Annotated in this window: 31 protein-coding genes; 13 read left to right on the top strand and 18 right to left on the bottom strand. The window is 59.2% G+C overall.

The window, feature by feature from the left end:
- The first annotated feature begins 2 nt into the window (after positions 1-2).
- Positions 3-686: a V-type ATP synthase subunit D gene (locus EGH25_RS07320; protein WP_266087368.1), complete on the top strand. Its 684-nt coding sequence runs from the start codon at positions 3-5 to the stop codon at positions 684-686.
- Here the strand turns inward: EGH25_RS07320 and EGH25_RS07315 are convergent.
- The 4 genes from EGH25_RS07315 to EGH25_RS07300 are packed head-to-tail and all read right to left on the bottom strand — an operon-like array spanning position 673 to position 4,336.
- The gene (locus tag EGH25_RS07315; protein ID WP_266087198.1) at positions 673-1,497 is read right to left on the bottom strand and encodes a pantoate kinase; all 825 of its coding nucleotides are present in this window, start codon (positions 1,495-1,497) and stop codon (positions 673-675) included. The two genes, EGH25_RS07320 and EGH25_RS07315, sit on opposite strands and share 14 nt — an antisense overlap.
- A 9-nt stretch (positions 1,498-1,506) precedes the next feature.
- Positions 1,507-2,787, bottom strand: coding sequence for an aspartate--tRNA(Asn) ligase (aspS, locus tag EGH25_RS07310; RefSeq protein WP_266087196.1), 1,281 nt, complete (start codon positions 2,785-2,787; stop codon positions 1,507-1,509).
- A gap of 4 nt (positions 2,788-2,791) precedes the next feature.
- A complete protein-coding gene (hisD, locus tag EGH25_RS07305; protein ID WP_266087194.1) occupies positions 2,792-4,084 on the bottom strand; it encodes a histidinol dehydrogenase in 1,293 nt (430 codons plus the stop codon).
- Positions 4,085-4,336 carry a DUF5789 family protein gene (locus tag EGH25_RS07300; protein WP_266087192.1) on the bottom strand — a complete coding sequence of 84 codons (252 nt, stop codon included), beginning with the start codon at positions 4,334-4,336 and terminating at the stop codon, positions 4,085-4,087. It lies immediately after the preceding gene.
- A 75-nt stretch (positions 4,337-4,411) separates the two neighbouring features.
- Between EGH25_RS07300 and EGH25_RS07295 the strand changes: the two genes are divergently transcribed.
- Positions 4,412-4,834, top strand: a complete 423-nt coding sequence (locus EGH25_RS07295) for a thiol-disulfide oxidoreductase DCC family protein (RefSeq protein ID WP_266087190.1) — start codon at positions 4,412-4,414, stop codon at positions 4,832-4,834.
- Here the strand turns inward: EGH25_RS07295 and EGH25_RS07290 are convergent.
- Entirely contained in the window at positions 4,831-5,271 is a 441-nt protein-coding gene (locus EGH25_RS07290) for a PPC domain-containing DNA-binding protein (protein ID WP_266087188.1), read from the bottom strand. The two genes, EGH25_RS07295 and EGH25_RS07290, sit on opposite strands and share 4 nt — an antisense overlap.
- Positions 5,272-5,415: 144 nt before the next feature.
- Here EGH25_RS07290 and EGH25_RS07285 point away from each other — a divergent pair, with 144 nt between their 5' ends.
- Positions 5,416-6,582 carry an MFS transporter gene (locus EGH25_RS07285; RefSeq protein WP_266087186.1) on the top strand — a complete coding sequence of 389 codons (1,167 nt, stop codon included), beginning with the start codon at positions 5,416-5,418 and terminating at the stop codon, positions 6,580-6,582.
- Here EGH25_RS07285 and EGH25_RS07280 read toward each other — a convergent pair whose 3' ends face one another.
- Both EGH25_RS07280 and EGH25_RS07275 read right to left on the bottom strand, forming a co-directional pair.
- Positions 6,583-6,960, bottom strand: a complete 378-nt coding sequence (locus EGH25_RS07280; protein ID WP_266087184.1) for a hypothetical protein — start codon at positions 6,958-6,960, stop codon at positions 6,583-6,585.
- A gap of 330 nt (positions 6,961-7,290) precedes the next feature.
- A complete protein-coding gene (locus tag EGH25_RS07275; protein ID WP_266087182.1) occupies positions 7,291-7,491 on the bottom strand; it encodes a hypothetical protein in 201 nt (66 codons plus the stop codon).
- Positions 7,492-7,863: 372 nt separating this feature from the next.
- Here EGH25_RS07275 and EGH25_RS07270 point away from each other — a divergent pair, with 372 nt between their 5' ends.
- Together EGH25_RS07270 and EGH25_RS07265 are read left to right on the top strand one after the other, a co-directional pair.
- A complete protein-coding gene (locus EGH25_RS07270; RefSeq protein ID WP_266087180.1) occupies positions 7,864-8,103 on the top strand; it encodes an antitoxin VapB family protein in 240 nt (79 codons plus the stop codon).
- Entirely contained in the window at positions 8,100-8,495 is a 396-nt protein-coding gene (locus EGH25_RS07265) for a PIN domain-containing protein (protein ID WP_266087177.1), read from the top strand. Before EGH25_RS07270 ends, EGH25_RS07265 begins: the two co-directional genes overlap by 4 nt.
- A 44-nt stretch (positions 8,496-8,539) precedes the next feature.
- On the opposite strand, the gene EGH25_RS07260 is transcribed toward EGH25_RS07265, so the two are convergent.
- A complete protein-coding gene (locus tag EGH25_RS07260) occupies positions 8,540-10,618 on the bottom strand; it encodes a phospholipase D family protein (RefSeq protein ID WP_266087175.1) in 2,079 nt (692 codons plus the stop codon).
- 337 nt (positions 10,619-10,955) lie between these two features.
- Here EGH25_RS07260 and twy1 point away from each other — a divergent pair, with 337 nt between their 5' ends.
- On the top strand, positions 10,956-11,951 hold the full coding sequence (gene twy1 / locus EGH25_RS07255; protein ID WP_266087173.1) for a 4-demethylwyosine synthase TYW1: 996 nt from the start codon (positions 10,956-10,958) through the stop codon (positions 11,949-11,951).
- Here the strand turns inward: twy1 and EGH25_RS07250 are convergent.
- Positions 11,948-12,145 carry a hypothetical protein gene (locus tag EGH25_RS07250; protein WP_266087171.1) on the bottom strand — a complete coding sequence of 66 codons (198 nt, stop codon included), beginning with the start codon at positions 12,143-12,145 and terminating at the stop codon, positions 11,948-11,950. The genes twy1 and EGH25_RS07250 overlap by 4 nt on opposite strands.
- A 208-nt stretch (positions 12,146-12,353) precedes the next feature.
- Here EGH25_RS07250 and EGH25_RS07245 point away from each other — a divergent pair, with 208 nt between their 5' ends.
- Positions 12,354-13,547, top strand: coding sequence for an MFS transporter (locus EGH25_RS07245; protein WP_266087169.1), 1,194 nt, complete (start codon positions 12,354-12,356; stop codon positions 13,545-13,547).
- Here EGH25_RS07245 and EGH25_RS07240 read toward each other — a convergent pair.
- Positions 13,544-13,837: a hypothetical protein gene (locus tag EGH25_RS07240; protein WP_266087167.1), complete on the bottom strand. Its 294-nt coding sequence runs from the start codon at positions 13,835-13,837 to the stop codon at positions 13,544-13,546. The genes EGH25_RS07245 and EGH25_RS07240 overlap by 4 nt on opposite strands.
- Positions 13,838-13,944: 107 nt before the next feature.
- Here EGH25_RS07240 and EGH25_RS07235 point away from each other — a divergent pair, with 107 nt between their 5' ends.
- Complete coding sequence (locus EGH25_RS07235) at positions 13,945-14,799, top strand: hypothetical protein (RefSeq protein WP_266087165.1); 855 nt, start codon at positions 13,945-13,947, stop codon at positions 14,797-14,799.
- 59 nt (positions 14,800-14,858) lie between these two features.
- Positions 14,859-15,053: a cold-shock protein gene (locus EGH25_RS07230; RefSeq protein WP_266087163.1), complete on the top strand. Its 195-nt coding sequence runs from the start codon at positions 14,859-14,861 to the stop codon at positions 15,051-15,053.
- 24 nt (positions 15,054-15,077) lie between these two features.
- Here the strand turns inward: EGH25_RS07230 and EGH25_RS07225 are convergent, their stop codons facing one another.
- Positions 15,078-15,533, bottom strand: a complete 456-nt coding sequence (locus EGH25_RS07225) for a hypothetical protein (RefSeq protein WP_266087161.1) — start codon at positions 15,531-15,533, stop codon at positions 15,078-15,080.
- A gap of 143 nt (positions 15,534-15,676) precedes the next feature.
- Between EGH25_RS07225 and EGH25_RS07220 the strand changes: the two genes are divergently transcribed.
- Complete coding sequence (locus EGH25_RS07220; RefSeq protein WP_266087159.1) at positions 15,677-16,684, top strand: alpha/beta hydrolase; 1,008 nt, start codon at positions 15,677-15,679, stop codon at positions 16,682-16,684.
- Here EGH25_RS07220 and EGH25_RS07215 read toward each other — a convergent pair whose 3' ends face one another.
- Genes EGH25_RS07215 through EGH25_RS07200 form a run of 4 tightly spaced genes read right to left on the bottom strand, consistent with a single transcriptional unit; the run spans position 16,685 to position 19,276 of the window.
- Positions 16,685-16,879 (bottom strand): hypothetical protein, encoded by a 195-nt coding sequence (locus tag EGH25_RS07215; RefSeq protein ID WP_266087157.1) that lies wholly within the window; start codon positions 16,877-16,879, stop codon positions 16,685-16,687.
- Positions 16,879-18,594, bottom strand: coding sequence for a b(o/a)3-type cytochrome-c oxidase subunit 1 (locus EGH25_RS07210; protein ID WP_266087155.1), 1,716 nt, complete (start codon positions 18,592-18,594; stop codon positions 16,879-16,881). The genes EGH25_RS07215 and EGH25_RS07210 overlap by 1 nt, the downstream gene beginning before the upstream one ends.
- Positions 18,594-19,118 (bottom strand): cytochrome c oxidase subunit II, encoded by a 525-nt coding sequence (locus EGH25_RS07205; RefSeq protein WP_266087153.1) that lies wholly within the window; start codon positions 19,116-19,118, stop codon positions 18,594-18,596. Before EGH25_RS07205 ends, EGH25_RS07210 begins: the two co-directional genes overlap by 1 nt.
- Positions 19,118-19,276, bottom strand: coding sequence for a cytochrome oxidase (locus EGH25_RS07200; RefSeq protein ID WP_266087151.1), 159 nt, complete (start codon positions 19,274-19,276; stop codon positions 19,118-19,120). The genes EGH25_RS07205 and EGH25_RS07200 overlap by 1 nt, the downstream gene beginning before the upstream one ends.
- Before the next feature lie 184 nt (positions 19,277-19,460).
- On the opposite strand from EGH25_RS07200, the gene EGH25_RS07195 reads away from it, so the two are divergent.
- Positions 19,461-19,637 (top strand): DUF8131 family protein, encoded by a 177-nt coding sequence (locus EGH25_RS07195; RefSeq protein WP_266087149.1) that lies wholly within the window; start codon positions 19,461-19,463, stop codon positions 19,635-19,637.
- 52 nt (positions 19,638-19,689) lie between these two features.
- Positions 19,690-22,008, top strand: coding sequence for a heavy metal translocating P-type ATPase (locus EGH25_RS07190; RefSeq protein ID WP_266087148.1), 2,319 nt, complete (start codon positions 19,690-19,692; stop codon positions 22,006-22,008).
- Positions 22,009-22,204: 196 nt separating this feature from the next.
- On the opposite strand, the gene EGH25_RS07185 is transcribed toward EGH25_RS07190, so the two are convergent.
- A complete protein-coding gene (locus EGH25_RS07185) occupies positions 22,205-23,224 on the bottom strand; it encodes an NAD-dependent epimerase/dehydratase family protein (RefSeq protein ID WP_266087146.1) in 1,020 nt (339 codons plus the stop codon).
- Positions 23,225-23,365: 141 nt separating this feature from the next.
- Here EGH25_RS07185 and EGH25_RS07180 point away from each other — a divergent pair, with 141 nt between their 5' ends.
- Complete coding sequence (locus EGH25_RS07180; RefSeq protein WP_266087144.1) at positions 23,366-23,890, top strand: hypothetical protein; 525 nt, start codon at positions 23,366-23,368, stop codon at positions 23,888-23,890.
- Here EGH25_RS07180 and EGH25_RS07175 read toward each other — a convergent pair whose 3' ends face one another.
- The gene (locus tag EGH25_RS07175; protein ID WP_266087142.1) at positions 23,891-25,510 is read right to left on the bottom strand and encodes a hydroxysqualene dehydroxylase; all 1,620 of its coding nucleotides are present in this window, start codon (positions 25,508-25,510) and stop codon (positions 23,891-23,893) included.
- A gap of 44 nt (positions 25,511-25,554) precedes the next feature.
- Positions 25,555-26,280 carry a methyltransferase family protein gene (locus tag EGH25_RS07170; RefSeq protein WP_266087140.1) on the bottom strand — a complete coding sequence of 242 codons (726 nt, stop codon included), beginning with the start codon at positions 26,278-26,280 and terminating at the stop codon, positions 25,555-25,557.
- Positions 26,281-26,292 lie beyond the last annotated feature (12 nt).

Genomic DNA, 26,292 nt, shown 5'->3' with positions numbered 1-26,292 from the left:
CTATAGAGGACGAGGTAAAGCCGACGCGTAAGGATCTGATGGAGATAAAGGAGCGTATAGAGCTGTCTGAGCAGGGTCACGAGACGCTGGAGAAGAAACGCGACGGTCTCATCATGGAGTTCATGGAGATACTTGAGGAGTCGCAGGACGTGCGCGAGAACCTTAGCGACGACTACGAGCGCGCACAAAAGAGGATAGACAAGGCACGCGCGCTCGACGGCGACGTTGCCGTACGCGGTGCGGCGTCGGCGCGTGCCGAAACGCCGCGTATCACGCTCGAATCCAAGAACATAATGGGCGTGGTCGTCCCTCAGATAGAAGGCTCCAAGGTTCAGAAGGACGTTGGCGAACGCGGATACAGCCTCCTCGAAACCAGCGCGCGTATCGACGAGGCGGCGGAGGCGTACGAGGAGCTTCTCGATACGATCATACTCGCCGCGGAGATAGAGACGGCGATGAAGAAGATGCTTGAGGAGATAGAGAAGACGAAACGTCGCGTGAACGCTCTGGAGTTCAAGCTCATACCCGAACTCAAGGACGCTCAGGAGTTCATAGAGCTACGTCTCGAAGAGATGGAGCGCGAGGAGATATTCAGGCTGAAGAAGATCAAGGAGAAGAAGGAGCAGGAGGAGAAGGAAGAGCGGGCGCGCGAGGACATGTTCGACGAGTCGGCTACAGAAGCTTAGCGCCGTCGTCGCAGACGCGTGTCACGTCCTCGAAACCGCTGATAACGCCGTCGTCTCCCGTACCGTACACCGTCTCTCCCAACATAGCCATACCTGCCTTACCTCCTGAGGAACGGATATCGCCGACCCCATCCTCGACGCGTTCCGTCGTAAGACCCGCTTCGAGAGCGAACTCCCACGAAAGGTCGACAAGCTCCTGTATGCTGGGATCCTTGAGAAGACCGTCGAGCGCCGACTCGCCAGCCTTGTCGACGCGTTCCATCGCCTCGTCGTCTTCGAGTACATCGGCTGTTTCGAGGCTACCGAAGACCGTGTATCCGATACGCGGGTCGTCGTGTTCGACGCTCCCGAACAGACCTATCTCTGGCGCGCCGGGTTCGACGCGGGTTACGATACCGCCTATCGACTGAGGTACGACGTCGCCGAGACCCGTTCCCGCGAGAACGTCGGCGACGTGCGCCGCGGCTATCGTCTGTTCGTCATCGTGTCCTAAGGAGAACTCCTCGTTGGCGGCTATGGAGGTCGCAAGCGCCGCGGCTCCGCTGACACCGAAGCCGGACCCGACAGGGACGTCCGTCTCAATATCAACGCCTGCGGTCACCTCCAGCATCTCCAAGACGCGTTCGACGGGTTCGAAGTCAACCCCCTCGCCGTCGAGCGTCACCGTCGTCTCCTCGGCGTCGTGTACATCGACCGTCACGCCGTCGTCGACGACGATACCTGCGCCGCGCGAACCCGTGTCGAGGGGATCGTCGCGTCTAACCGCGGCGAAGAAAGCCGTGATATGTCCGGGTGCGAATGCTCGTGTCAATCTGTCACCTCAGGGCGCGAGGCGCTGTCGGTCGCGCGGGAACAGGACGACCTCGCGGACGTTTTCTATGTCGAGCATCGTGGCGAGGAGGCGTTCGAGACCCAGACCCCATCCTGCATGAGGCGGCATACCGTAACGGAAACCGCGTAGGTAGTACTCGAACTCCTCGGGTTCGAGACCCTGCGCCTCTATCTCCTTACGTAGACGGTCAACACGGTGCTCGCGCTGACCCCCGCTCATAAGCTCCATACGCGGATGCATCATGTCGTACGCGCGCGCCGTCTCGTCGTCCTTCATTACGTAGAAAGGCTTCGCGTCCGCGGGCCAGTCCGTAACGAAGTAGTGCTCGCCGATCGCGTCGCCGAGCGCCGTCTCCGCCTTGGTCGTCAGGTCGTCGCCCCATTCGAGCTGGTGCTCGATCCCCTCGGAGTTGGCGAGCTCTATAGCCTCATCGTAGGTCAGGTACTCGAAAGGCGTTTCAGGCACCTCAAGGTCGACACCGATAGCGTCAAGCTGTTCCTGACAGTCCTCGTAGACGCGTTCGTACGCCGAGACCGTTACGTCCTGACAGAACTCCATCGCCTCGTCGTCGTCGACAAACGCGCTCTCGAAGTCGATGCTCGTAGCCTCGTTGAGATGGCGCGGCGTGTTGTGCTCCTCGGCGCGGAAGATAGGTCCTATCTCAAAGACGCGTTCGAGACCGCTACCGACCATCATCTGCTTGAACAGCTGTGGCGACTGGTTCATGAACGCCTCGCGCTCGAAGTACGAGATGGGGAAGAGGTCGGTTCCGCCTTCGGTTGCGGTTGCGACGATCTTGGGAGTGTTTATCTCCGTCGCGTTGAGTTCACGGAACTTCTTCCTCAGAGCGTCCTGTACCTCACCGCGTATCTCGAAGATAGCCTTCACCTCGTCCTTACGCAGGTCGAGCGTCCTGTTGTCGAGACGCGTCGGTAGCTCCGCGTCTACCTTCCCCGACGGGTCGAGGGGTAGTTCGGGTTCCGCCTCGTTCAGAACGTCTAACCCCGTCGGTAGTATCTCGATACCCGTCGGCGCGCGCTCCTCCTCCTCGACGGTTCCTTCGACAGCGACCACACTCTCGCGCGAGAGCGACGTACCGCGTTCGACGAGTTCTTCGTCGACCGAGTCGTCCAACTTTATCTGCACCTTCCCCGACGTGTCGCGGAGTATGACGAACGCTATACCTCCGAGGTCACGTACCTCGTGTACCCAGCCCTTGACGACGACATCCTCACCCGGTGTAAGTTCGGCGGCGTAGCTTCTTTCCATACGTCTAAGGGTCGCTCTCACGTTTCATATCTTCCGGTTCCTGTCTACGTAGACGTTCCTCAACCGACCGTGCGTGCGCCTCAAGACCCTCGGCGCGTGCGAGCGTCGTGACCGTCTCCGCGAGGCGCTCGACACCTTCCTCGTCGAGACGTTGGTACGTCGTAGCGCGTACGAAGTCGTCGACGTTAAGCCCTCCGTGAAGACGCGCACCGCCTCCCGTCGGTAGGACGTGGTTGGTACCTGTCGCGTAGTCGCCCGCCGCAACGGGAGTGTTCGTTCCGAGGAAGACGGAACCGGCGTTACGTATACGTCTGAGAACGGCGTCGTCATCACGCGTTACGACCGAGAGATGTTCGGGTGCGTACTCGTTTGCAAAGCCTATGCACGCGTCGAGGTCGCCGACGAGTATCTCACACGTCGCCGCACTCATCGTCTCGGAGCGTTCCGCGTCTTCGACACGTCTCTCGACCTCATCGGCGACATCACGCGCGAGTTCACCGTCGGTCGTTGCGAGTACGGCGCTCGCGTCGGCGTCGTGCTCCGTCTGTGCAACCATGTCGGCGGCTATGTTTCCGGCGTCGCCCGTGCTGTCGGCGATAACGACCACCTCGCTCGGTCCCGCGGGGAACTCGATACGCGCCCCGTCGTCGTCACGTACCTGTCTCTTCGCCTCCGTGACGTAGACGTTTCCGGGACCTACGACGGCGTCGCAAGACGCGACCGTCTCGGTTCCGTACCCCATCGCCGTGATAGCCTGCGCCCCGCCGACGCGGTAGACGTCGTCAGCGCCCGCAACGTCAAGGGCGGCGAGCGTTGCGTCCGGAACCGGCGGCGGCGTACACGCAACGACGCGTTCGACGCCTGCGACGCGCGCCGGTATCACCGTCATAAGAGCCGTTGAGGGATACGCCGCGCCGCCGCCGGGTACGTAAGCCCCCGCCGAGCCGAGGGGTACGAAACGCCTGCCGACCTCGATACCGTTTTCGGACGCACTCCGGTCGTCTCGTACCTGTTTCTCATGGAAGCCGCGTATCCTTTCCGCCGCGTCGTCTACGGCGCGTAGAACGCCGTCGTCGCACGCGTCGCGCGCATCCTCAATACGGTCATCCGAAACCCGTATCTCCTCAACCTCCACGCCGTCGAACTCGCGCGTGTACCCGCGCAGAGCTTCGTCGCCCTTCTCACGAACCTTCTCCACTATAGGGCGTACGTCCTCCTCCACGTCCGCCGACGGAGTACGGTCGATGATGGAAGCACGCTCTTCGCGCGAGACTGAGTCGAAACGGAGGACGCGCATTCAGGCGTCACCCTCCGACTGTCCGGGTTCTCCGACGGCTTCTGTCGGCAGGTTCGCGTATATCTCCTCCTCCAGCTCCGTCGCGCTACCGAAGCTTTCGTCGTTGATCTCGGATATCACACGTCCGAGACTCTCTTCACCGTCGGCGAGCAGGAGCGTCGTTTCGCCGATGCTCTCTATAGCCTCCTCGCCGGTGACCGGATATTCGAGTTCTTCGAGCAGTCCGTGGATCTCGTTGAGCTTTGTTCCCATACGGATCATGACGTGCGGTTCGGTATTAACGGTGGCGACCGGTGGTTGTTTAACCGCGCGCCGGCTATACTGCGTATGCCCTCGGTTCTTATCTACGACGGCGACTGCGTCTACTGCTCCGCCGCGGCGAAGGCGCTACACCGTCTCGGCGACGTCGACGGTTTACCGTGGGAAGACGAGACGGCGCAACGTTTCCTCCGGTCACAGTTCGGTGAGGAGCCTTTTGCTATGTTCCTCGTCGATCTCGACGAGGGAAACGTCTACGCCGGACGGACGGCGGCGGGCGAACTCGCAGAACGCGCAGGTATGCCGTCGCTCGCGAGCGACCTCGTGGTTTCGGAGTACGGCGGCATATCGAAGGTCGTCGGAGTCGCATCGCGCAGGGAACGCGAACCCGACGACTACCACGGTGTATACGACCTACGCGAAAGGGCACGCACCGACGCAGAGGCTCTCGCCGAGGCGTCGGAAGCCGTATCGGGTTCGGAGACGGGTTAGGAACCGTCGAGGCTGTCGTCCGACCACAGGTCGAGGTCGGTCGTTTCGTCGTGTTCACGCTCTACACGTCCGTCGAACTCACGGACGTAAACCTCACCCGCGAACGCCGTCGCGGAGTCGAGATGTCCCCCGACGGTGCTCCCATCCTCACGCGTCAGAAGGACGTGTGTGTGCGCGAACCTCTCGCCGTCGAGGAAGGATACGTTACCGACAGCCGCCGCAACCTCGAACGGTTCGTCAAACTCCTTGGGCAGGTACTCCTTCGTATCCTGATCGTAGAACCAGATGGTGGCGTCGGTCGCCGCACCCATACCGTTGAACCACGCGGCGTCTATACCTTCCTCGTCGGCGAACTCCTCTATCTGTCCGCGCCAGTCACGTCCGTTTTCGAGACGCAGGAGGTACTCGCGTCCGCCCTCGAACTGTCTGTAAGGCATGTGAGAGACGTGCGAACCGCGACGCATAAGCCCACCGGTGCTTCCGTACGGCAAAGACGGTTCCGACACCTGCTCACACTACCACGAATCCGTCTTCTCTTTCCGTACCACAACCACAAAGACGGTTCCGTCACAGTTCGAACCGTGAACGAAGCCACGCGGTACCGTCTGATCTACCTCGCGTACTTCGCCGCACTGAGCGGCTTTGGAACCTTCCGCAACATCTTCCTCGAAGATATAGGCATGACGGGGGTTCAGATGGGCATCATAGGCGCGACGATCACCGTCGCGGCGACTGCGGCACAGCCCGTCTGGGGCTTAGTTACGGACTGGAAAGGCGCACAGCGCGAGGTTCTCGTGGTCGCGGCGGCGGTTACGGCAGTCGCCGTCCTCGCGTATCCTCTCGCACCGCGTTTCGAGGCGACGTTCGCGGTGCTCTTCGCCGGGACGGTCGTTTACGCCGTATTCTACGCTCCTATATCGCCTATCACCGACTCGCTCGTCCTTTCGACAGGCGTCGAGTACGGGCGCGTACGTGCGTTCGGTAGCATCGCCTTCGGTCTCGGTAGCCTCGGGTACGGCTTTCTCATCGCCGAACTCGGTAGCGGCGTTATCTTCTACGTCTACTCTCTCGGCATGGCGGCGCTCGTCGTCGCGGCGTGGGGCGTTCCGTCGCGCGACGCGAACACAGTCGGTGTCGTAGGACGCGACGCCGTACGTCTCGTTACCGACAGGGAGTTCCTACTACTGCTCGCGTCCGCCTCCCTCGTCGGCTTCACGCTGTTATCGGGGAACGACTTCTTCTCCGTCTACGTACGCGAGATAGGAGGCTCAGACACGACGACGGGAGTCGCATGGTTCGTTCTCACAGTCGTGGAGGCGATAGGCTTCGTCTACCTGTTCCGTCTCACTTCGCGTTACAGATACCTGCTCGCACTCGGTGGCTTCGCGTACGCGGTCAAGTACGCCGTCTACTACCTCGTATCGTCGCCCGGCGTCGTGGTTGTCTCACACCTCGTCACGGGTGTCTCGTTCGCGGCTTTCTACCTCGCCGCCGTCTCACTCGCCGACTCACTCGCCCCCGACTCGTTGTCATCAACGGCGCAGACGCTCGTCTGGAGCGCCACGTTCGGCGCGGGAGCGGGCGCGGGACAGCTGGTCGCGGGCGCTCTCGTTGACTCCGTCGGTGTCTCTTCGATGTACGGCGTTCTCGCCCTTATCGCCGCCGCGGGCGGGGCGGTCGCGCTTCTGATAAGGACGGAGCACGGTGACGCGACAGGGGGCGACGAAGCCGCGTTGCGTTCGCGGTAGTCAGAGGAAATGACCGAGATCCCTCTTCTTCTTGACGAGCGTCTCGACAAACGCGAGGAAGAAGAGACCTGCAAGCAGAGAGAAGCCGACGGTTCCGATACCGTTCCCAGACACGTAACGTTCGGCGGCGAGGGTTGCGAACGCTATCGTGCCCGCGACCTCGACACGCATCTCGACCCTGAGCTGTATCTCCTCGGTCGTCTGCTGTACCTCGTCGGTCAGGTTCCTTATCTCCCCTTCGAGGCTCTCCACCCGTCCCACCAGCTGTTCGGCGTCCTGCACGATACCGGGCGCGCTGTCGACGACCTCCTCTATCTCCTGTAGGTCGTTGATAAGCTTCCTCATGCTCTGTACGTTCTCTCTGGTTTCGGACAGCATAGACGGGGTAAGGACGCGGAACGGATGAGTTCGGCGGTATGAAGAGACGGGCAAGCCATAACCGTCGGATGTTCTGTCATAGGTTTTATCCAACCTCCGAACTCTCTTGCGGTACGGGAGGTGCGGCGTAAACAGGCTGTCCGAACGTCGGAAACAGGTAACCCCTGAGACCAAAGATCTGATGACGGGTCACCGAGGTATCCTGTTCAGACCGAGGCTCTTGAAGTCGCCGTCGCACGTCAAAACGTACCCGATGCCCTTCTCTCGCGCTTGGACTCCTACGGTGTGGTCGGTAAACGGTACGGATTCGTTTTCTTCAACGAACTCTTCTCACGTCTTAACGAAGACAGAGTCGCCGACCGAGAGTAGCTGTATGGCTTCGGATTCGGTGATGGATCCGTACGCCTTGGTGGCTTTCGCCCTGTCCGCCTTGTAGAGAAGGGGCGTGACGAGTTCGTCGACGACGTACTGATCTGTATAAGGAGGGCGGTACGGTAACTCGGGTAGCAGTTCGCTGAAGAACGTCTTCACCTCGTCGTGTTCCCGTGTGTCGAGGTCGAAGTAAGCGAAGAGTGCGCTGGTATCGAGGAAAAGCGCCGTAGGTCGTTCGGTCTTTGGCTTGAACCTCGCTTTTATTTATCGTTCCTTCTCTGCTATCCGAGCCAGCCTTTCGTACTCCTTTTGGGGAGTTCGGTCTGAACGAACTTCTCCGGACTTGACATGTATATCATTAGTTACATGTCTATGAGAATAACAGTTTGGGTGGTATCAGAACGGGTGTACGAGGGCGTCGCCGCACGCCAAGCCGAGAAGTGTTCCGCGTGCCTTGTCTACGGTAATCCTGACGAGCAAAACATCCAGGCGACAAAAGTATTTTGTGCTTACGCACACAAACACAAACCGATGACGACCAAGACGATAGGGGTCAGGGAGGAGGTGTACGAACGCCTCTCGGCGGAGAAGCGCGAGGACGAGAGCTTCAGCGATACGATAGATCGCCTCGTGGAGGACGCACAGTCGGACTGGAGGAAGTCCTTCGGAAAGCTCGAAGAGGAAGGAGAGGAACTCAAAGAAGTCGTCAAAGAGCAGAGAAGGGATCTGTCGGAATCCTCGGCGGAGAGACAGCGGGAAGCACTCGAATGAAACTTCTTGACACGACCTTCCTCGTGGATCACCAGCGCGGAGACGAGGACGTAGCGGAGTTCTTAGAGAGACAAGACAGCAACGAGAAGCTCGTCACGTCGAGTATCAACCTGAAGGAGATAGCCGTAGGGAAGATGATGGTTGAGGATCCGATACCGAGCTTCGACGACGTTCTCGCCGACTTCGGCTGGCTCACCGTCGAACCGTTCGACGGGACTCAGGCGCTTGAAGCCGCGCGTATCGAAGCCAAGCTACGCGGCTCCGGCGACTACGAACCTAATCTTTCGGCGGACATTCTCATCGCCGGGGTCGCGCGCGGTATCGGTGCTCCGGTTGTTACACGGAACGTCTCCGACTTTGAGAGGATCGGTGTGGATGTAGAGGGGTACTAAACCGCTCGGAGCTGATCCGTGTGGAGGTGGGGAAGTAGGGGTGTTTAGAAGAACCTCGAAAGGAAGCCTTCGTCCTCCCCACCGGTTTCTTGATCGATCCATTTCCAGAAGTGGTCAGGGTTCCTTATGACGATCTTCCGACCCTGTTTATCAGGACGTGCCTTCGTAGGTAGTATCTTCCTGTAGCTCCATACCTCGTGTTGCTCAAGATCGAACTCGGCGATGAGATGATCACCGTTCCGTTCGAAAGTTACATCACCGCGATCCCTGGCGCTTTTCCATTTGCGTTTGCCTATATCGTACTCCCTGTTAGCGGGCTTCTCGGGGAAGTACTCAGGGATCCGTCTGTCGGCTTCACCGTACAGGTCGACGAGTACCTCACGCACGTCGTCGATCGTAGCCGTGGCGTTCTCGTACGGTCTGTCCCTGAGAACGCGCCGCGAGACGTACGCGAAGATATGGTTCTTTTCGTTGAGTATCCCGTTCAGGTCGCGCTGTGCCTCGATGAAGTTCTCATCCTCGGGTTCGGAAGGGAACGTAACGTCGAAATATAGCATCTTCGTCCGGTTCCGGAACCAGTCCTTGGGGCGTGAGTCGTTGCTCGTGAAGATTACCGTCGGATACGACACGTCGTTTCCGGGCGACCACGACTCCTCCCAGTAGTTTCTCAACGTGTCTATCTGCTCTATCGTACTTTTCGAGATATCCGAGACAGCGAACGGGAACACCGTATCGATCCCGCGTAGAGCACGTATACGTGTCTTTCCTATACTGTCCCCGTCCGCACCACTGCGGACGAGGTCGTCTGAGATGAGACGGAGACAGAACTCGACGAACTTGTCCTTACCTGCGTCGGACTCCCCGTGTATATACAGGTACTGGAGTACGTTGTCGAGTGTGACGCTACCGTAGAAAGACTCCGCGTACAGGTTCACGAACGGCGACCAGAGGAAGTAGATAATACCCTCGTACATATGCGCCATCACGGCATTCGTGTTGTTGGTCTCCCCCCACCTGTCGACTGTTTCGACATACCTCTCGATGTTCTCCAGATCTTCGTCGACCGTTTCGGAATCCGGAGCCGAGTTAGCGGTAAGTACACGGTGATGCTCGCCGTCCTGTAGATGTACGCGTTCGTGATCTATCCAGAGCTTCGGCACGCTGTACTGTCTCTTGAGATAGCCGGTGTACTCACCGACAGGTACCGTCATCGTGTTGGGTCCAACGTCCGCACCCCTACGTTTCAGTTCGTTCTCAACGTCTTTCACGTATCCGCCGTCGAGGCTCTGCGTAGAAAGTGTGATACTGTACCCCGGCGTCTTGACCGAGGTAACATCCCCTTCACCGTCTTCATTCTCCGGCAGTATCTCACCGTCCTCGCCCTGTTCCACGTACACGGTTTCGTCCCCCTCTTCGGGATCGTCTGACTCTACGACCGTGCGTGTTATATCAGCACCTACCTTCTCAAGCTCCTCCGCCGCCTTCGTATGTAGTTCGCCGCGTTCGGTCAGTGAGGTGTCACGGTTGTCGACCCATAGCTCTATCTTACGTTCGCGTTCCTCCTCGTCGTCAGCCTCCTCCAGACGGTCAGCCAGATCCTCCAGAAAAATATCGTCGGTGTACCCTCGGAAGTCCTCTATCCATTCTACGAAACGCGTGTCAAACTTGGATCCCTGATCCGTCTCGAAGACGGTTACCTGATTCGTCTGGTTCCTCCAGCTGTTGTACGACAGGTTTGGGCTTCCGGCGATGAGCGTAACCTTGTCGCCGGGGTTGACAGCGCGGTATAGCTTGGCATGGATAACCTTCCTATTCTTAAGACGGACTGTCAGCTTATTCTGAGCGTAGTATTCGGAGAGTCTACGCGCCACGTCGACCTCGTTCACAGCGGACTGGTACTCCTCACGGTTGCCGACGACGATATCAAGCGATTCGAGACTGAACCCATCCTTCTCAAACAGGTCAAGTAAGAGGTCAGGCGATTCACAGTACGTGACAGCGTCGAGATGTACCGCGTTCTCAAAGAGGCTGGTGAAGGAGTCCCACGACCGGACGGTCATCCATCTCATCTCAGCCGGGTTTCCGAAGCCACCGACCGTTATGTCCGTCGACCATTCGTCCATGATCTTGTAGTTACTGTACGTTCCCCGATGACGATCTCGTGTCTGTATAGCTCAGCTTCCGGATTTTATTTAACCTTCTCCAAGGATATGAGCCTTTCTACCGTCATCACGGTACTCATCTATACATCCTCCCCGTCTTCTTTCGTCGTAAACTCAACCCAACATCTTATCCTCCAAGCCGTGATGTCGGATAGAACGCTCGCGCACGGTAGAAGTGTCAGAGAGATCAACCTCCGGAAGCTGTCCAACGGAGAGCTGAACTTATGCCACAAGATCCGGATCCTAACACGGATCCACAGGGCAAGCCATAACAGTTCGGGGCGACAACACCGTCACGATGAGAGACAAGGAGAAAGATGCCGCTGTGGAGGACGGAGAGACGACGCAGATCTCGAAGCCCGACTACCATATGGAGAACCACACCGCATGCCAGACGTGCGGATGGACGAAAAATGCTCTTGTAGGAGATGGCAAGTGTTATAAGTACGTCTTCTACGGCATAGAGTCACACCGTTGCGTCCAGATGACGCCCGTCGTGACGTGTAACGAAAGATGCGTCTTCTGCTGGCGCGACCATGAGGGACACGCATGGGAGGTTGACGCCGAATGGGACGACCCCTCGGCGGTCGCCGACGCGAGCATAGAGCTACAGCGTAAGCTTCTCGGCGGGTACAAGGGCAACGACGACGTGCCGGAGGAACGTTTCGAGGACGCAATGAAGCCGCGGCACGTAGCCATCTCGCTCGACGGAGAGCCTACGCTCTACCCGTACCTCCCCGAACTCATCGACGAGTTCCACGACCGTGGGATCACGACGTTCCTCGTCTCTAACGGGACGAACCCCGACGTTATCGCCGACTGTGAACCCACGCAGACGTACATCAGCGTCGACGCGGCGGATCGCCAAACCTTCGACGAGGTGGTGCGTGCGGTCGACGGCGACGCGTGGGACTCGCTCATGGACACCCTCGACGTACTCGCCGACAAGGACGGGCGCACCGTCGTACGTACGACGCTCATCGACGGATGGAACGACGACGACCCTGAGGGGTTCGCGCGTCTGTACGAACGCGCCTCGCCCGACTTCATAGAGACGAAGGCGTACATGCATGTCGGACATTCGCGCGCGCGCCTCGACCGCGATGCGATGCCCGAACACGAGGACGTGCAGGAGTTTACGGATACGGTGCAGGAGGAACTCGACGGCTACGCGACGCGTAAGGAGGTTCCGCGTTCGCTCGTCACCCTACTCGCGCGCGACGACGACACGTGGGTCGAAAAGCTCAAGAAAGGCTCCGAGTTCTGGTCTGACGAACCGTACGCGACGACTTAGTCGTCCGCGCCTACGGCGTCCCTGATACGTTCCTCTCGGCGTTTGGCTACGGTGGGCACGAAGGGCGCTTCGTCGCGGAGTGCCTCCATCTCCTCGCGTATACCTTCCCCGTCTACGTGTGCCTCCTCGACGTTCTCTCTACGTCTGTTTCTGCCACGAACGTCGGGGACGATAGGTGCGTCTTCGTCTGTCATCTCTCGCTCTACTATGTCTCAAGTGCTACCTCGTTATAAGCTTTTCTCATCATTTTACATGTTGGATTATTCACGCAAATGGGCGACTTTACTGGATGAATGTTAACTATACTTGGGCGTTCGTAGTACTCTCGCACTCCTAACCTACGTCAGGTCGCTCTCGTTCGGAACCGACGCCGATATAGGTCGGCGTAGACGAGTACCGTACGTGTCTGAAGACAGGTCGATAATCGGTATCACGTCTGTCTCACACGCCGCGGTTCATACGTACGAGCTTTCTATACCTATACTGATGGTACCGTGGCTAAACGAGTTCGGTGTCTCGCGTTTCATACTCGGAATCGTCGTAGGCGTCGGCTACGCGCTGTTCGGTCTCGGCGCTCTACCCGGCGGTGTTCTCTCCGACCGTATAGGCTCGCGCCCTCTCATAATCACGTGTCTAGTCGGTATGGCAACCGGATTTCTCACCATGAGCGTCGTTCCCGGACTCGCCGGGGTCGCCGTCGGACTCTGCGTCTGGGGTGCGTCGGCGAGCGTCTACCACCCCGCGGGTCTTACGCTCATCTCCAAGGGCGTAGACCGCCGCGGGCGCGCGCTCGGCTACCACGGTATCGCGGGTAACATAGGCATAGGCGCGGGACCGTTCGTGACCGCGGTTCTTCTCGTCTTCTTCGACTGGCAGGCGGTCGCCGTCGTTCTCGCCGTCCCCGCGATCGCCGCCGCCGTCTTCGCTCTCCGTCTCGACATAGACGAACCCGTCGCCACGGACGGAGGGGGTGAGGAGACAGGCGATACGGACGCCGGCTTCGTCGCAGAGTCGCGCGCCCTTTTTGCCTCGACGTTCGCGCTCGTCTTCGTCGTCGTCATGGCGTCGGGTCTCTACTACCGCGGGATACTCACCTTCCTACCCGACATACTCGGGGATACCGTTGAGTTCAACCCCGGTCTCGGACTGGAGTTCGAGGCTTCGCGTTACGTCTACTCCGCGCTTCTCGCGGTCGGCGTCGCGGGACAGTACGTCGGTGGACGCCTTGCCGACGGCGAGACCGAACGGTGGATGGCTGTGGGATACGGTACGCTCGCGGTTATCGCGCTCGCATTCGTACCTGCTCTTCCGTCCTCCACCGCCCTTGTCGCCGTCTCGCTCGTGCTCGGCTTCTTCCTGTTCACCGTACAGCCGTTGTACCAGAACACGATAGCCCGGAGTACGCCGGAGAAGGCGCGCGGTGTCTCGTACGGCTACACCTACCTCGGCGTCTTCGGTGTCGGCGCTCTCGGTGCGACCGTCGCGGGCGCTATACTCACCTACTCGACGACGACGGTGATGTTCGTCGTCCTCGCGGGGATAGCGGCTGTCGGCGCTTCGGCGGCGGCACGGCTTTATGTAAAAAGGCAGAATTAAACCGACTCATTTTCGATGAGGTTCTGTATCTCCTTCTCGTCAACCCCTTCTTTGGTACAGTTCTCTATAGCTCCTTGTGTACCCCCTTCCTCAATACAGTCCTCCACCTCATTGAGGTTCTCCTCCACCTTCTGTTCGACCTTTTTCTCTATCTTTTCTTCCGCTTGCTGTTGAACGTTCTCAGACACAGACTCTTCGACCGAGTCTGCGACGACCTCGCCGGCGTCTCCGATGCATCCGGTGAACAGTGTAACGAATACCAGCGCCACCATGATTAGGATGGGCTTCATCTGCTACCAAGTTTTTACCCCCTCCATATAGTAAGTGCGGCGGCTCTATCAGATTTGATAAAAACAGAAGTGTACTCTTTAACCCACAGTCCGGAATGATTCTTACATTGACCGATGATGACCCGGAACCTGTCCAGCTCACATACCGGGAGAGTGGGAAGTTAGATTATCGGAGAGTCTCAGGAATGCTGGGTATAAGCCTGACAGCGGTGACTCTAACTCTGATTGTTGGACTAACATTCGGTTTAGTCGGTGCCTCCCTCGGTGCCGGTATAGGACAGTTCAGTAGCGACTTTGGTACTCTCAAAACCGAGGACGGTGGTTCTATATATCCGCTACTCGGCACCGTTTCTGAATGCCAGAAAGCTCCACAGATCGCCGCAAACCTCCACGGCAACGTTAGTATCAAAGGGAACTTCGGTTTCTTCAAGACAATACCGGTTCCCGGAGAGGTGGACAACATTCGTGTAGACATAGTTGCGGCTGATATTGATGAAACGGAGGAGTTCGCAGCCGAAAACGTTAGCATAGTGTTTAGCTCGATACGCGCGGACAGTTTATACCTTTCTGGCAACAGCGATACAAAGGTCGATATCTTAGAAATGTATGCCGCCGGAACTGACAGAGCCGAAGGTAGCTACGCTAAGGATATGAACCGTAGGATAGATGAAAACGAAGACCTGGAAGGCGTAACTGAGTTCGGTATAAACATCCCTGAGGGAGGAACAATGGCGATAGACACCGGGGCGACTGTCGCACACAACGTGGCCTTCGAGAGCATATCGCCACCGGACATCGATGTCTCAGTGGCGGTCGACGGCGACCGCCGGCTTTTCAACAGCACGGGTATCTCTGAGTCCGCCGGGATGAGAGGAAAAGACTGTAAAGACGTAGCGCAGGGTATCGACCCCGCCCCCGAAGTTCAGCCAACGGAGTCAGTACAGAAGCTTCGGTACCCGTAGATCCCGAACGGTACCTCATATCAAAATTCTTTTATTGAGTACGGTTCTCTGTTACGGAGATGCCGTCCGGTACAGTCAAGTTCTACCACGACGAGAAGGGCTACGGGTTCATAGAGACAGAAGCCGAAGACGAGGACGTCTTCTTCCATATAACGGAGGTAACGGGCTTCACGCCCGAAGAGGACGACGAGGTCGAGTTTGGGACGGAGGAGGGCGACGACGGACCGCGCGCCGTCGACGTTGTTAGAGCCTAACCGCTGACGGCGGGCTTGCGGAGGCTAACGTTTCCTTCCGCGCCTAACCGTCTCCTCGATCTGCTCCGAGGCGTAGTCACCGATGTTTAGGAGACGGCGTACCTGCGGTAACGTTACGACCGTCACGACGAGCGACGAAGCGCCGAGTAGACCCATGAAGCCCAGACCGACCGCGAAAAGAAGGTCTCCCGCGAGGTACGAGTTCAGCGCGAAGAAGAAGAAACCGATGCTGAAACCCGCCTCTATCTTGGCTTCGGGCAACGAAACCGTCTCGTCGAACCTGCGCAGACGGTGGTCGACCTGTTCGAGCGCGACGTTCGCCTCGCGCAGGGCTTCGTTGGCTTCGCCCTCGATACGTTCGACGCGTTCGAGCGTCTCCTCGGCATCATTCACAACCTCCTCGGCGTTCGTCAGAGCCGTAACAAACCCATCGTCGCTAAGTAGACCGACGAGGCTACGTAGGTTGTCTATCTCCCTCATACCACGACGAAAGGCTCGCCGCGTATCCTTCTTTCGGGGTCAGGGCGTGTAGGAGGTTTCGGACAGCCTCTGTATAGCGTTTAGGACGTTACACGGACGCTCCGGCAACAAAGCTTCATAAGCCTGCGTCTTCAACCACAGCCATGGTAAAGGAAGGCGGTATCGATATACTCGAACACGCGAACCGTCTGGGTCCCCTCAAGGATCCCGTCGCCCTCCTCATCTTCTCAGCGGGCGTCGAGAAGTACTTCCACGAGCACAGACCCGAGGACTTCCCCCGCGTACGGACGCGTGGGCATTTCAACAGATGCCGTATACGTGCCACGCCGCTCACACCCGAAGGACGTATAGGCGGTGCTCTCGGCGTTCCTCGTAGGCTGTTCATCAACGACGGACACGATGCGACGGACTACGGGACGGAGGGCGACATACCCGGACTCGGTAACGACGGTTCGCCCGAAGAGATAGCCGTCTTCGTACACGGATGGCTCGCAAACGAGGAAGCCGCTCTGGGCAGGATGTCGCTCCTGCGTTACGCGCTTGAGCTAAACGGCTACACGCATCCCGTGGTCGGGTTCACGTGGGACACCGACCAGCCTGCGTTCGAATGGGAGTCGGGGAAGATCGTTGCTAAATGGAACGGTCCAAAGTTAGCTCAGTTCACCGCCGACTATCTACGCGAAAATCCCGAAACAGACGTACGTTATATCTCCAACTCGCTCGGCGCACATCCGTTGTTCTCGGCGCTCAAGAGCCTCGACGACTCAGGCTTCGAGGACGCCGTTGAGTCAGCGACGGTTCTTGGCGGTACGGTAACGGGCGAATCCGTTACGGAAGGGGGTGAGTACTACGAAGCGATCCGAAACGTCGTGGGCGACCTCTACAACTACCGGACGCCGAGCGACAGGACGCTCGGACTCTACTACAGGACGCTCGAACGTACCGACTCCGTCGGCGGCGCGGGCGCAAAGGGGAAGACGCCGTCGAACTACCACGACAGACGTGTTGGGTACGTCCCCGACCATTTCTCCTTCCTCATACCTGACCGCGGATGTATCGACGAGGTAGCCGACGACTTCGGTGTCTCGCCGCCCGAATCGCTCCGGGATACGGAGATAACGAGAAGAACCGAGACGTTCAGCGACGCCTGACTACAGGCTCATCGACCTATCGAAAGAGACGTTTTCGTCGACGAGGACGACGAGCGCCGCAACTACGATACCGACGACGACGGAGACGGGTAACGAAACCTCATAGCCCAACAGCATACCGCCGAACGTACGTAGCTCTACGAAGACTGGTATAGAGACGGCGGCGGCTATAAGAAACTTGAGGTGTTTCTCCATCAGAGGAGTACCTCCAGGGTATCCAAGGCGTCGACGACGACCGGGTACGTCTCGCTTCCCGACCACAGACCGTCGGTGGCGATGTAGGCTATGGGAACCGTGTACGCCAGAATCACGAGAAGCACCGCGACACCGACCCAGAGTTTCAGGTTGTCGAGGACGCGCGGCGAATGCTCGGGTCCCGACATAGCTGGTGGTAGCTCCGCGTCAACAGGGCTTTCGACCTTTTCACCACCGAACCACGTACGTACGATGACGTACAGGAAGATGCCGAGCGAGACGGTTAGTATGACGCCGCCAAGGGCTATCTGGCTGTTCACCTCGCCGACAGTACCGATAGCCGGGTCGTAGCTGAATGCGTCGTACATAGGTTCGGAGGTACGGCGCGGCATTCCGAACAGACCCGCGCGGTGCATCGCGTTCGACATGAACGTCATACCTACGAACCAGAGGAACGGCTGTACGGCGGCGAGCTTCTTCGCCGCCAGATTCTTACCCGTTATCTGTGGGACGAGCCAGTAAGCCCCAGCCATGAACGTCAGCGCCGACGCAGTGCCGACGGTCAGGTGGAAATGTCCCGGAACCCAGATCGTGTTGTGGACGAGGTAGTTGATGTTCATACCCGCGTTTATCATGCCGGAGAAGCCGCCCGCGGCAAACATGATACCCGCAAGCGCCATACCGGAGAAAGCGGGGTTCTTCCACGGTAGTGTACGTAGCCATCCGAGGTATCCCTTCCCTCCGCGCTGGCGACCGCCGTGTTCAATGCTCGCCACGACGGTGAACGCCGTCAGTAGCGAAGGCAGGAGTAGGAACATCGTGTTGGTCATCGCCACGAACTTGAAGCCCTCAGGTATACCCGGATCGAGGTACTGGTGGTGTATACCGACGGGGGTTCCGAGTATCAGGAACAGTATGAAGACGACGCGTGCGAGAGGATCGCTGAACAGGCGTCCGCCCGAAAGCTTCGGTAAGACTGCGTACCAGAGGAGGTACGCCGGGAGGAGCCAGAAGTAGACAACAGCGTGTCCGAAGTACCAGAACAGCGTCCGTGTCAACGTCGGGTTGATCTCGTTTACGAGACCGAGCGACCAAGGTATGAGGAAGAACAGAACCTCGATCGCTATCCCGACCGTGAGTATGTACCACATCAACATCGTCGTGAGTACCATGAACGCCATCAGAGGTATACGTTCGTCGGGGTTGTCGGAGCGCCAGCCCCAGTAAGTCGATATCCAGTCGTATCCCGCAACCCACGTTCCCGTCACGAACAGGGTTAGACCGATGTAGTAGAGGGGATGTGCCTGAAGCGGCGCGTACATCGTGTAAAGTACGTTCGCCTCAATCGGGATCGCATTGGTGAATCCACCTATGATGGCGAGGCTTGTCAGGAACGCACCCACGCACATCGACGTAATCCAGTACTTCGTCATACGCGGGTTGTTGAGGTCGCGGTCGAGACTCCTCGTCAGTGCCCACGTGAACGCGCCCATGAGGAAGAAGATGGTGAAGAAAAGTACCATAAAGACGCCGTGTGACGTGAGGACTGTGTAGTAGTTCCCGTCCGTAATCTCGCCGATGAACTGAAAGTAACCGGTGCGGTGTAGCGACTGTATCAGACCGCCGAGTCCTCCGAGTCCGAGGAAAAGAAAAGCCGCACCGAAGGCTACACGTACCACGCGTGCCTCAAGCGGACGTCTGTCGACGTACGCCATCAGGCGTCACCCCCGTCGGTTCCGTTCCATTCGTTACGCGGCACGACCTCTATACTTCCGCCCATGTCAGCGTGTCCGCTTCCACAGTACTCGTTGCAGAGTATACCGTACTCGTCAGCCTCGTTGAACTCGACTGTTATCTCTGATATCTGTCCGGGTACGACCATCGTGTTGACGTTGGTACCGACTATCTGAAAGCCGTGTACGACATCCTGACTCGTGACGTGGAAGTTGACCGTCGAGTTCGCGGGTATGCGTATAGCCCCGAACGGTTCGGAACCCGGACGGAATATGAACTGCTGTGCGATCACGTAGGCGTCGTACTCGTTCTCACCGACGTGTTCGACACCGGGATCCGAGAAGTTGTCGTGCTGGTTTACGTTGTCTACGTCTATGTCGCCGCCCGAGTCGTCGACCATGTCGATACCCGTCACGGCGCTGACGTACGCCACCGTCGCTATGAAGAAGACTATGAGGACGAGAGAGGCAACGAGCCAGCCTTTCTCGAACCTATGGATATCCATTATCCTATCACCGTCGGTCCGTTTCCTATGAACTCTATACGCCACATGACTATCCACATGACGACAAGTATCACGAAGTAGACGGCTATCAACACAAGCGTGCCTACCGGGTCGAACTCATCGTGTCCTATCTCCCGTTTGGTGTCTTCTGTTGCCATTGTTTTTGTTTCTACGTTTGTAGTACCGCCTCGTTCCATATCGTTCTTGCGAAACGCCTCTCCGTACTACTGCGTGCGAGACAAGACGTATACCTCTGTTCCCTAAAATGTTCGGGCTGTACCTCTGACGCGACGAGACGGGAGAATCCTAAGCTACATACGGGTTAGACACGTACCTCCGCGTATGGTGACACCAAGACAGGCTATCTTCGCGACGGCGCTCGGGCTGGTTCCGACGACGGGCTACGCCGTCTGGAGTCCCGAGGTCTTCCCGTACGTCGCGGTCGTCAACGTGGTTCTGATAACCGTGGCTCTGTACCTGATGATGTCGCCGTCTCAGGAGTCCGTCTCACCGGCTTGACATCCAGAGGTGCGCTGTACGGCGTCCGACCGCGAGGGGTGACCGAACAGCCATGACGGAGACGTGTAAGCTATGCGACCTCCCGGTGCGTGAGACACGCGTCGAGGACGACGGCGATACGTTCTGTTGTCAGGGCTGTAAGGAGGTCTACACCACGCTTGGGGACGTCGATATCGACGAGGCGCACGACGACACCGACGACGAACCTCCTGAGGGATGCGAGACAGCTTTCCTGCATGTCGACGGTATGCACTGCACGGCGTGCGAGGTCTTCGTCGAGAAGACGGCGACCGACCACGAGGGTGTAGAGGGTGCGACGGCGAGCTACGCGACGGAGACCGTACGCCTCGACTACGACGACGGCGCGGTCGGCGAGGACGAACTCCCCGGTGTGGTTACGGGAGCGGGGTACGACGCGAGCCATAGGTACGACGACGAGGCGAAACGCGAGAAGAAGAACGAGAGCATCGGACGCCTGATCGTCGGTGGCTTCTTCGGTATGATGGTCATGGTCTGGTACGTCTTCTTCCTCTATCCGACCTACTTCGGCTACGAACCCCTGTTCGAGATCGGTTCGTCGGCGGGCTACTTCCTCTTCGGCTACATCTTCGTTATGTCGTCTGTCGTTCTTTTCTACACCGGAGCGCCTATACTCCGCGGCGCGTACGTAAGCCTCCGCGCGCGACAGCCCAACATGGATCTCCTCGTCGCACTCGCCGCAGTCTCCGCGTACGTCTACAGCACCGTGGCGTTGGGCTTCGGCAGAACCGATCTCTACTACGATGTCTCCGTCGCCGTGGTTCTCGTCGTCTCCGTCGGCGGCTACTACGAGAGACGTATGAAGAGACGCGCGCTCGGCACGCTTTCGGAGATGACCGAGGTACGTGTCGACGAGGCGCGGCGCGAGGACGGCACGACTGTGGGTATCGAGGAGATCGACGAGGGCGACCGTCTTCTGGTACGTTCGGGCGAACGCGTCCCCGTCGACGGTACCGTGGTCGAAGGAGCCGCCGCGGTCGATGACTCCGTCGTAACGGGCGAGGCGGAGCCTACGAACGTCGGTGAGGGCGACTACGTCGTAGGCGGTTCGGTCGTTACAGACGACGCCCTGATCGTCGAAGCCGTTGGCGACGAGGGGGCGCTCGACCGTCTCACTAACGTTCTCTGGAACCTGCAGAGCGCCGAGAGCGGCGTCCAACGTCTCGCCGACAGGCTCGCAACCGTCTTCGTGCCTCTGGTTATCACCGTCGCGGTCGCCGTCTTCGTCTACCGCATCGGTGTCGGCGCGGGCGTCGAGGCGTCGGTTCTCACCGCACTGACAGTCCTGATCGTCTCGTGCCCGTGCGCCCTCGGTCTCGCAACACCTCTCGCAGTCGCTTCGGGCGTCCGTGAGGCTGTCGAGCGCCGTATCGTGGTTTCGGACGACACCGTCTTCGAACGTATACGCGACGTGGACACGTTCGTCTTCGACAAGACGGGGACGCTCACGACGGGACGTCTGGAGGCCGTGGGCACCACCCGACGAGAGGATGTTTTGAGACGCGCCGTCGGTGTCGAACGTCTGTCGTCACACCCCGTCGCCGAGGCTGTCGTGCGGGCTTACGAGGGTGACGTACCCGACGCAGTAGCCGACGGCGGTGTCTCAGCGGACGCCACGGGGTTCGTTGAGCATACGAACGGAGTCGAGGGCGTCGTGGAAGGCGACAGGGTTCTCGTAGGCTCGCCTGAGCTTTTCGAACACGAGGGCTGGGAGACCGACGGCGTGCGGGGTGAGATCGAGGATTCGGACGGACGACCCGTCGTCGTGGGCTGGTCAGGAAGGGCGCGCGGCGTCGTAACCGTGGCTGAACGCGAACGCGAGGGCTGGCGGGGTGTCGTTGAGGCGGTCGCGGAGCAAGGCAGACGCGTCGTCGTCCTAACCGGCGACGAGGGCGAGACAACACGTCGGTACGACCGGAACGACGCAGTCGACAAGGTCTTCGACGGCGTACCTCCTGAGGCGAAGGCGGAGACCGTACGACGCCTCCGTGACGAAGGCGTTATAGCGATGGTCGGCGACGGCACCAACGACGCGCCCGCGCTTGCCGAAGCCGATCTCGGCGTCGCCATGGGGGGAGGGACGGCGCTCGCATCCGACGCCGCCGATGTCACCGTGCTCGACGACGACCTTTCTAAGCTCGAAACTGTCGTCGATATATCCAACGCGGCGCGGCGCAGAACGCGTCAGAACATCGGCTGGGCGTTTCTGTACAACTCGGTCGCTGTACCTCTCGCCGTTATCGGTGCAATAAACCCGCTCTTTGCCGCCGTGGCGATGGCGACGAGTAGCCTTCTCGTTACGCTCAACTCGTCACGTTCGCTTATCGAGTAAAAAGGGCGCGGATAACGCCCTCGGTGGTACGTGGAAGGGCTAACCTCGTCAACCTCCGGTCTCGTTCCGCCGTGAGGCGGGCTTCCACCCTCTGTGCGGCGTAGAGGCTCACAGAACAAAAACCTATGCCCATATCTCGGACGTTACCGTATAGGCACTACATACTGTGGCATCCAAACGTCGCCCGTCCCGCCGTTCACATCATGCCCTGTTCCTCGTACCACTCGACCGTCTCGGGCATACCGTCACGGAACGACGGGTAGCTTAGCTCGAACCCGGTTTCGAGAAGCTTCGTGTTGTCCATCCAGTAGTTGCCCTTGAGGTAGTGGAGTGCGTCCGCCTCGAAAGGCGGTTCACGGTCAAGTGCGTCGTAAGCCATCTCCATGGGCGGGACGAAGTAACGTAGGTTGGCGAGGCGCTCGTACATCTTGCAGTCGATGGGTAGACCGTAGACGCGTTTGCCCATCATCGCCGCCGTCTCCTTTATGAGACGCGCCGCGGTGTAGTCTGCGTTGTCGACGACGTTGTAAGCCTCGCCGCCCTCGCCGTTCTCGTCGAGATGTACGGCGGCGCGGACGACGTCCTCGACGTGCGCGATGGAGAAGTGGTAGTCGCAGTGAAGCGGGTAGATACGTAGAAGACCGTTTCCGATAGCGAGGAAGACCTGCGCCGCGCCGTACGTGTTTCCGGGACCGTAGACGGAAGCGGGACGTATCGCCTTGACCTGAAACCCGTTCTCGCCGTGGTACTCCATAGCCTTCTTCTCCTGTAGCCATTTCGACAGGTCGTACTTCGACTCAGGGTTCTTAGGGTGGTCTTCCTTCACGGGAACGAGGTCGTCCTTGGGGGGTCCGTAGACGCCGCAGGTGCTCCAGTGTACCAAGGAGCCGACGCCTTCCTCGACCGCGGCTTCGCAGAGGTTCTCGGTTCCGTTGACGTTGACAGCCTCGAATACCTCCCAGTCGATGAGCGACGAGTAGCTGAACAGCGCCGCCGTGTGGAAGATAACGTCAACATCGCGAACAGCCTCACGTATCTCATCCTTCTCGGTCAGGTCGGCGGCGACGAACTCGATATCGAGTTCCTCTATGCCCGACCTGTCGGCGGTTTCGAGGTCTGTCCCACGAACCTCGTAACCCTTATCGAGAAGTCTTTCGCAGACCATACTCCCTATGAAGCCACATGCCCCTGTCACAAGAGCGCGCTTTCCGGACATTTACCCGGCGTTGTTGCTTATAGATAATTAAACTAATGACTTCCGTCGTCGGCGCGCCGTCTCAAGTTGCCCCTCCGGCGTCTCGAAACGGAGGGCGCGGCGTCCGGCAGGCTTATTATGACCGAACTGCGAGAAGGTAATATGTCACGAGTCGAAGTCAAGAGCGCTAACGACCCCCAGTACCTCGACATGGAAGACCTGAGAAAGAAGTCGCGCGAAGAACTCGACGGCATATACGGTGAAGCGACCGCGCCGTCGGTCGGCGAACTCGAAGGCAAGTACGACGGTACGGTTCTCGCGGGCGACATACCGCTTCTCGACAACCCTGCTTCGGTCGCCCTCGCAAACACGTTCTGGCTGAGATGGGGCGGCAAGAAGCTCGATGTCGTCTCCGACGATCTCGCAGAGGGGACGAACTGGTTCGACCTCGGTCTGACGGAGTTCGACGCATATCCGTTCGAAGGAAAGGTCGTACCCGCGACGTTCGACGAGGGCGACTGCTACGTCTTCGACTACGACATCCCTGAGAACACAGCGCCGGTACGCCGCGTGCGCGACGAGGTTCGTAAGATACGTAACGGACTGTACCTCGGACGTGTCTACATCGACGCCGACGACCTGAGGTTCGTCACCTACTTCGGTCTCGAAAAGTCGATCGAACTGTAGCTATCCTACGAGGACGCGTTTCCAGACGCCCTTGGTCGTCTCGCCGACGTGGGGCAGACCGAGACGGTGTCGGACGGCGTCCATTCTCTTGAAAGGCTCGAAGATACGCGGATCTTCGAGTTCGTAGACCTCACACCGGCGCGCCGACGAGCCTTCGCGTTCGAGTATCGCGTTAGTCGCGCGCCGTCCCGCCTCGTTCGCGCCCTCCATCGTCGCAAGGTCTGTGTTGGTACGTACGTAGTCGGCGGCGAGCGTCAGGTTGGGTATCGCCGTCGAAGCGTCGGGACGGTGACGCAGTGAACCCACGGTGTTGACCAGAAGCGGCTCCTCGTTCTCGTTCCTCCCTTTCTCGTCGTCGTGCTGTATCGCCTCGTCGAGGTACCAGCCCACGAGCATACCGTCGTCCAGAACCGTATCCTCGTCGTTCAGATGGTGTTTCAGCTGTGTCCAGACCTCGCGTGCGACCTCGTCGCGCGTACAGTCCTTCGCCGTCTTACCGTAGACGACGCCCTCGGAGTCCCAGTCGGAGATACATACCGACAGTATGCCTTCGATACCGTCGTACCTGTCGAAGCCGACGTCCCAGAACTGGCGCTGTGAGATGCTCGTAAGCGCCCACGGCGAGTCGAAGTAGATACCGTGCCCGCGGACGAGGGGTACGTCGTCCTCAAGGTAGAACTGGACGCCGCTCATCCAGTCGGTCTTGAGACGGTCGAGGGAGGCGAGCGACGCGTCGGCTTCGCGCATACGGTCGGTCACGAGACGGCGCGTGACCTCGACGGGGGTTGCGAGGACGTAGTAATCCGCCTCTACGCGCTCACCGTCGACGACGATGCCCGTTACGCGTTCGCCGTCGAAGCCGACCGACTCGGCGGTTGAGTCGACGTGTATATCCACGCCCATACCTTCGAGAAGGTCGCGCCACGGAGCTATCCACGCCTCTGTCGTCGGCGCGTTCAGTATCTCGACATCCCTCCGCGGGTCGAGTATGTCGGCGACCGTCTGGACGGTCATCCTGCCTATCGTACGCGCGCTACTCTCCTCCGGATCCATGGCGACGAGAACCTTCGTAGCGCCGCGGACGAGGTACTTCCTGTACTCGGGCGACATCTCGTCGGCGTCTGTGAACTCCCACCACGAGGTGTTCTCGTACTCGTTACGCCATCTCGCGTCGCACGACGTGGCGAGTGTCAGGAAACGGTTTAGGAAGTAGTCGTGTTCGCGCGACGGAACGGCGTCGCGCCATAGCATGTTACGTAGAGCGTCGATCAGTTCGCCCGGTGTGCGCGGCGTCTTCTCAGGCGACCTGACCTTTTCGCCGTCTCCGAAACACCGTAGCATCTCTGTCGTCTCCACGAGGTTGTCGCGTACCGTTCCTTCACCATCGGGTATACGCGACATCGTACCCCGCAGATGCTTGTAGAAACCCGGAAGGAAACGGAAGCCGTGTTCGCCCGGATAGCCGTCCTCCGTCTCTATGCTCCTCGACTTACCGCCGAGGGCGTCGTTTTTCTCGTACACCGAGACGTCGAAGCCACGTTCGGCGAGTTCGTGCGCCGTCGTCATACCGCCGACGCCGCCGCCTATAACGGCGACGGTCGTGTCTGTCATGTCTGTCATGTCGTTAACTTCGTCCGGAGGCTCATAAGACTGTTTCCCGTGGCTCAGACGAAACGCGGCGTCGTCTCGGCGTACTCGTCGTACTTCGAACCGTCGGATATGACCTCACGCACCTCCTCCTCCTCCCTGAGGGCGAGCTTGTAGTAGAAGTAGACGAGGACGGGAAGAAGAGCCATCGTGAGAAGCGTGGGCCAGTGAACGAACCAGCCGAAGACGACGAGTATGATACCCACGTACTGCGGATGGCGCGAGTAGGCGTACAGACCGTCCGTCTTTAGCTCCTCGTCGGTTCGGTACAGAACCGCCCATCCGACGGCGACGAGACCGATACCGACGGCGGTTATCGCCGCGCCGATCAGCTTCCACGGCGTCATAGCGAACCCCTGTCCGAAGACGGTGAAGGAGACGACGAACTCCGGCTGGTACCCCACGGTCGCGGGTTCGGAAAGAGCCGCCGAAGTCAGGTAGAACGAGAGGGGTACGCCGTACATCTCGACGAACATGGAGACTATGAAAGCGCCGTAGACGCCGAGCGACTTCGAACGCGAACCCCAGTCGACCTTCCACCGCATACCGAAGACGAGGGGTAGGAGGACGGCGAGGAAGACACCTACGTTGAGGGCGACGATATCCCAACGCCCCTGTATCACCATCCGGTTAGCCTGTCCGAACGAGAGCCAGACGGCGTGCCGGAGGAACGAGGGTAGCGCCACGAGCGTGAGTACGCCGATCACGGCGAGCGCCGTCTTGCGCCGATCGATATCAACCATCGATGTAAGCTT

It is taken from the genome of Halorutilus salinus, from assembly GCF_026242195.1.
Taxonomy (GTDB): Archaea; Halobacteriota; Halobacteria; order Halobacteriales; family Halorutilaceae; genus Halorutilus; species Halorutilus salinus.
The sequence above is the reverse complement of the archived record's forward strand: the minus strand, read 5'-3'. Positions and strand labels throughout refer to the sequence as shown.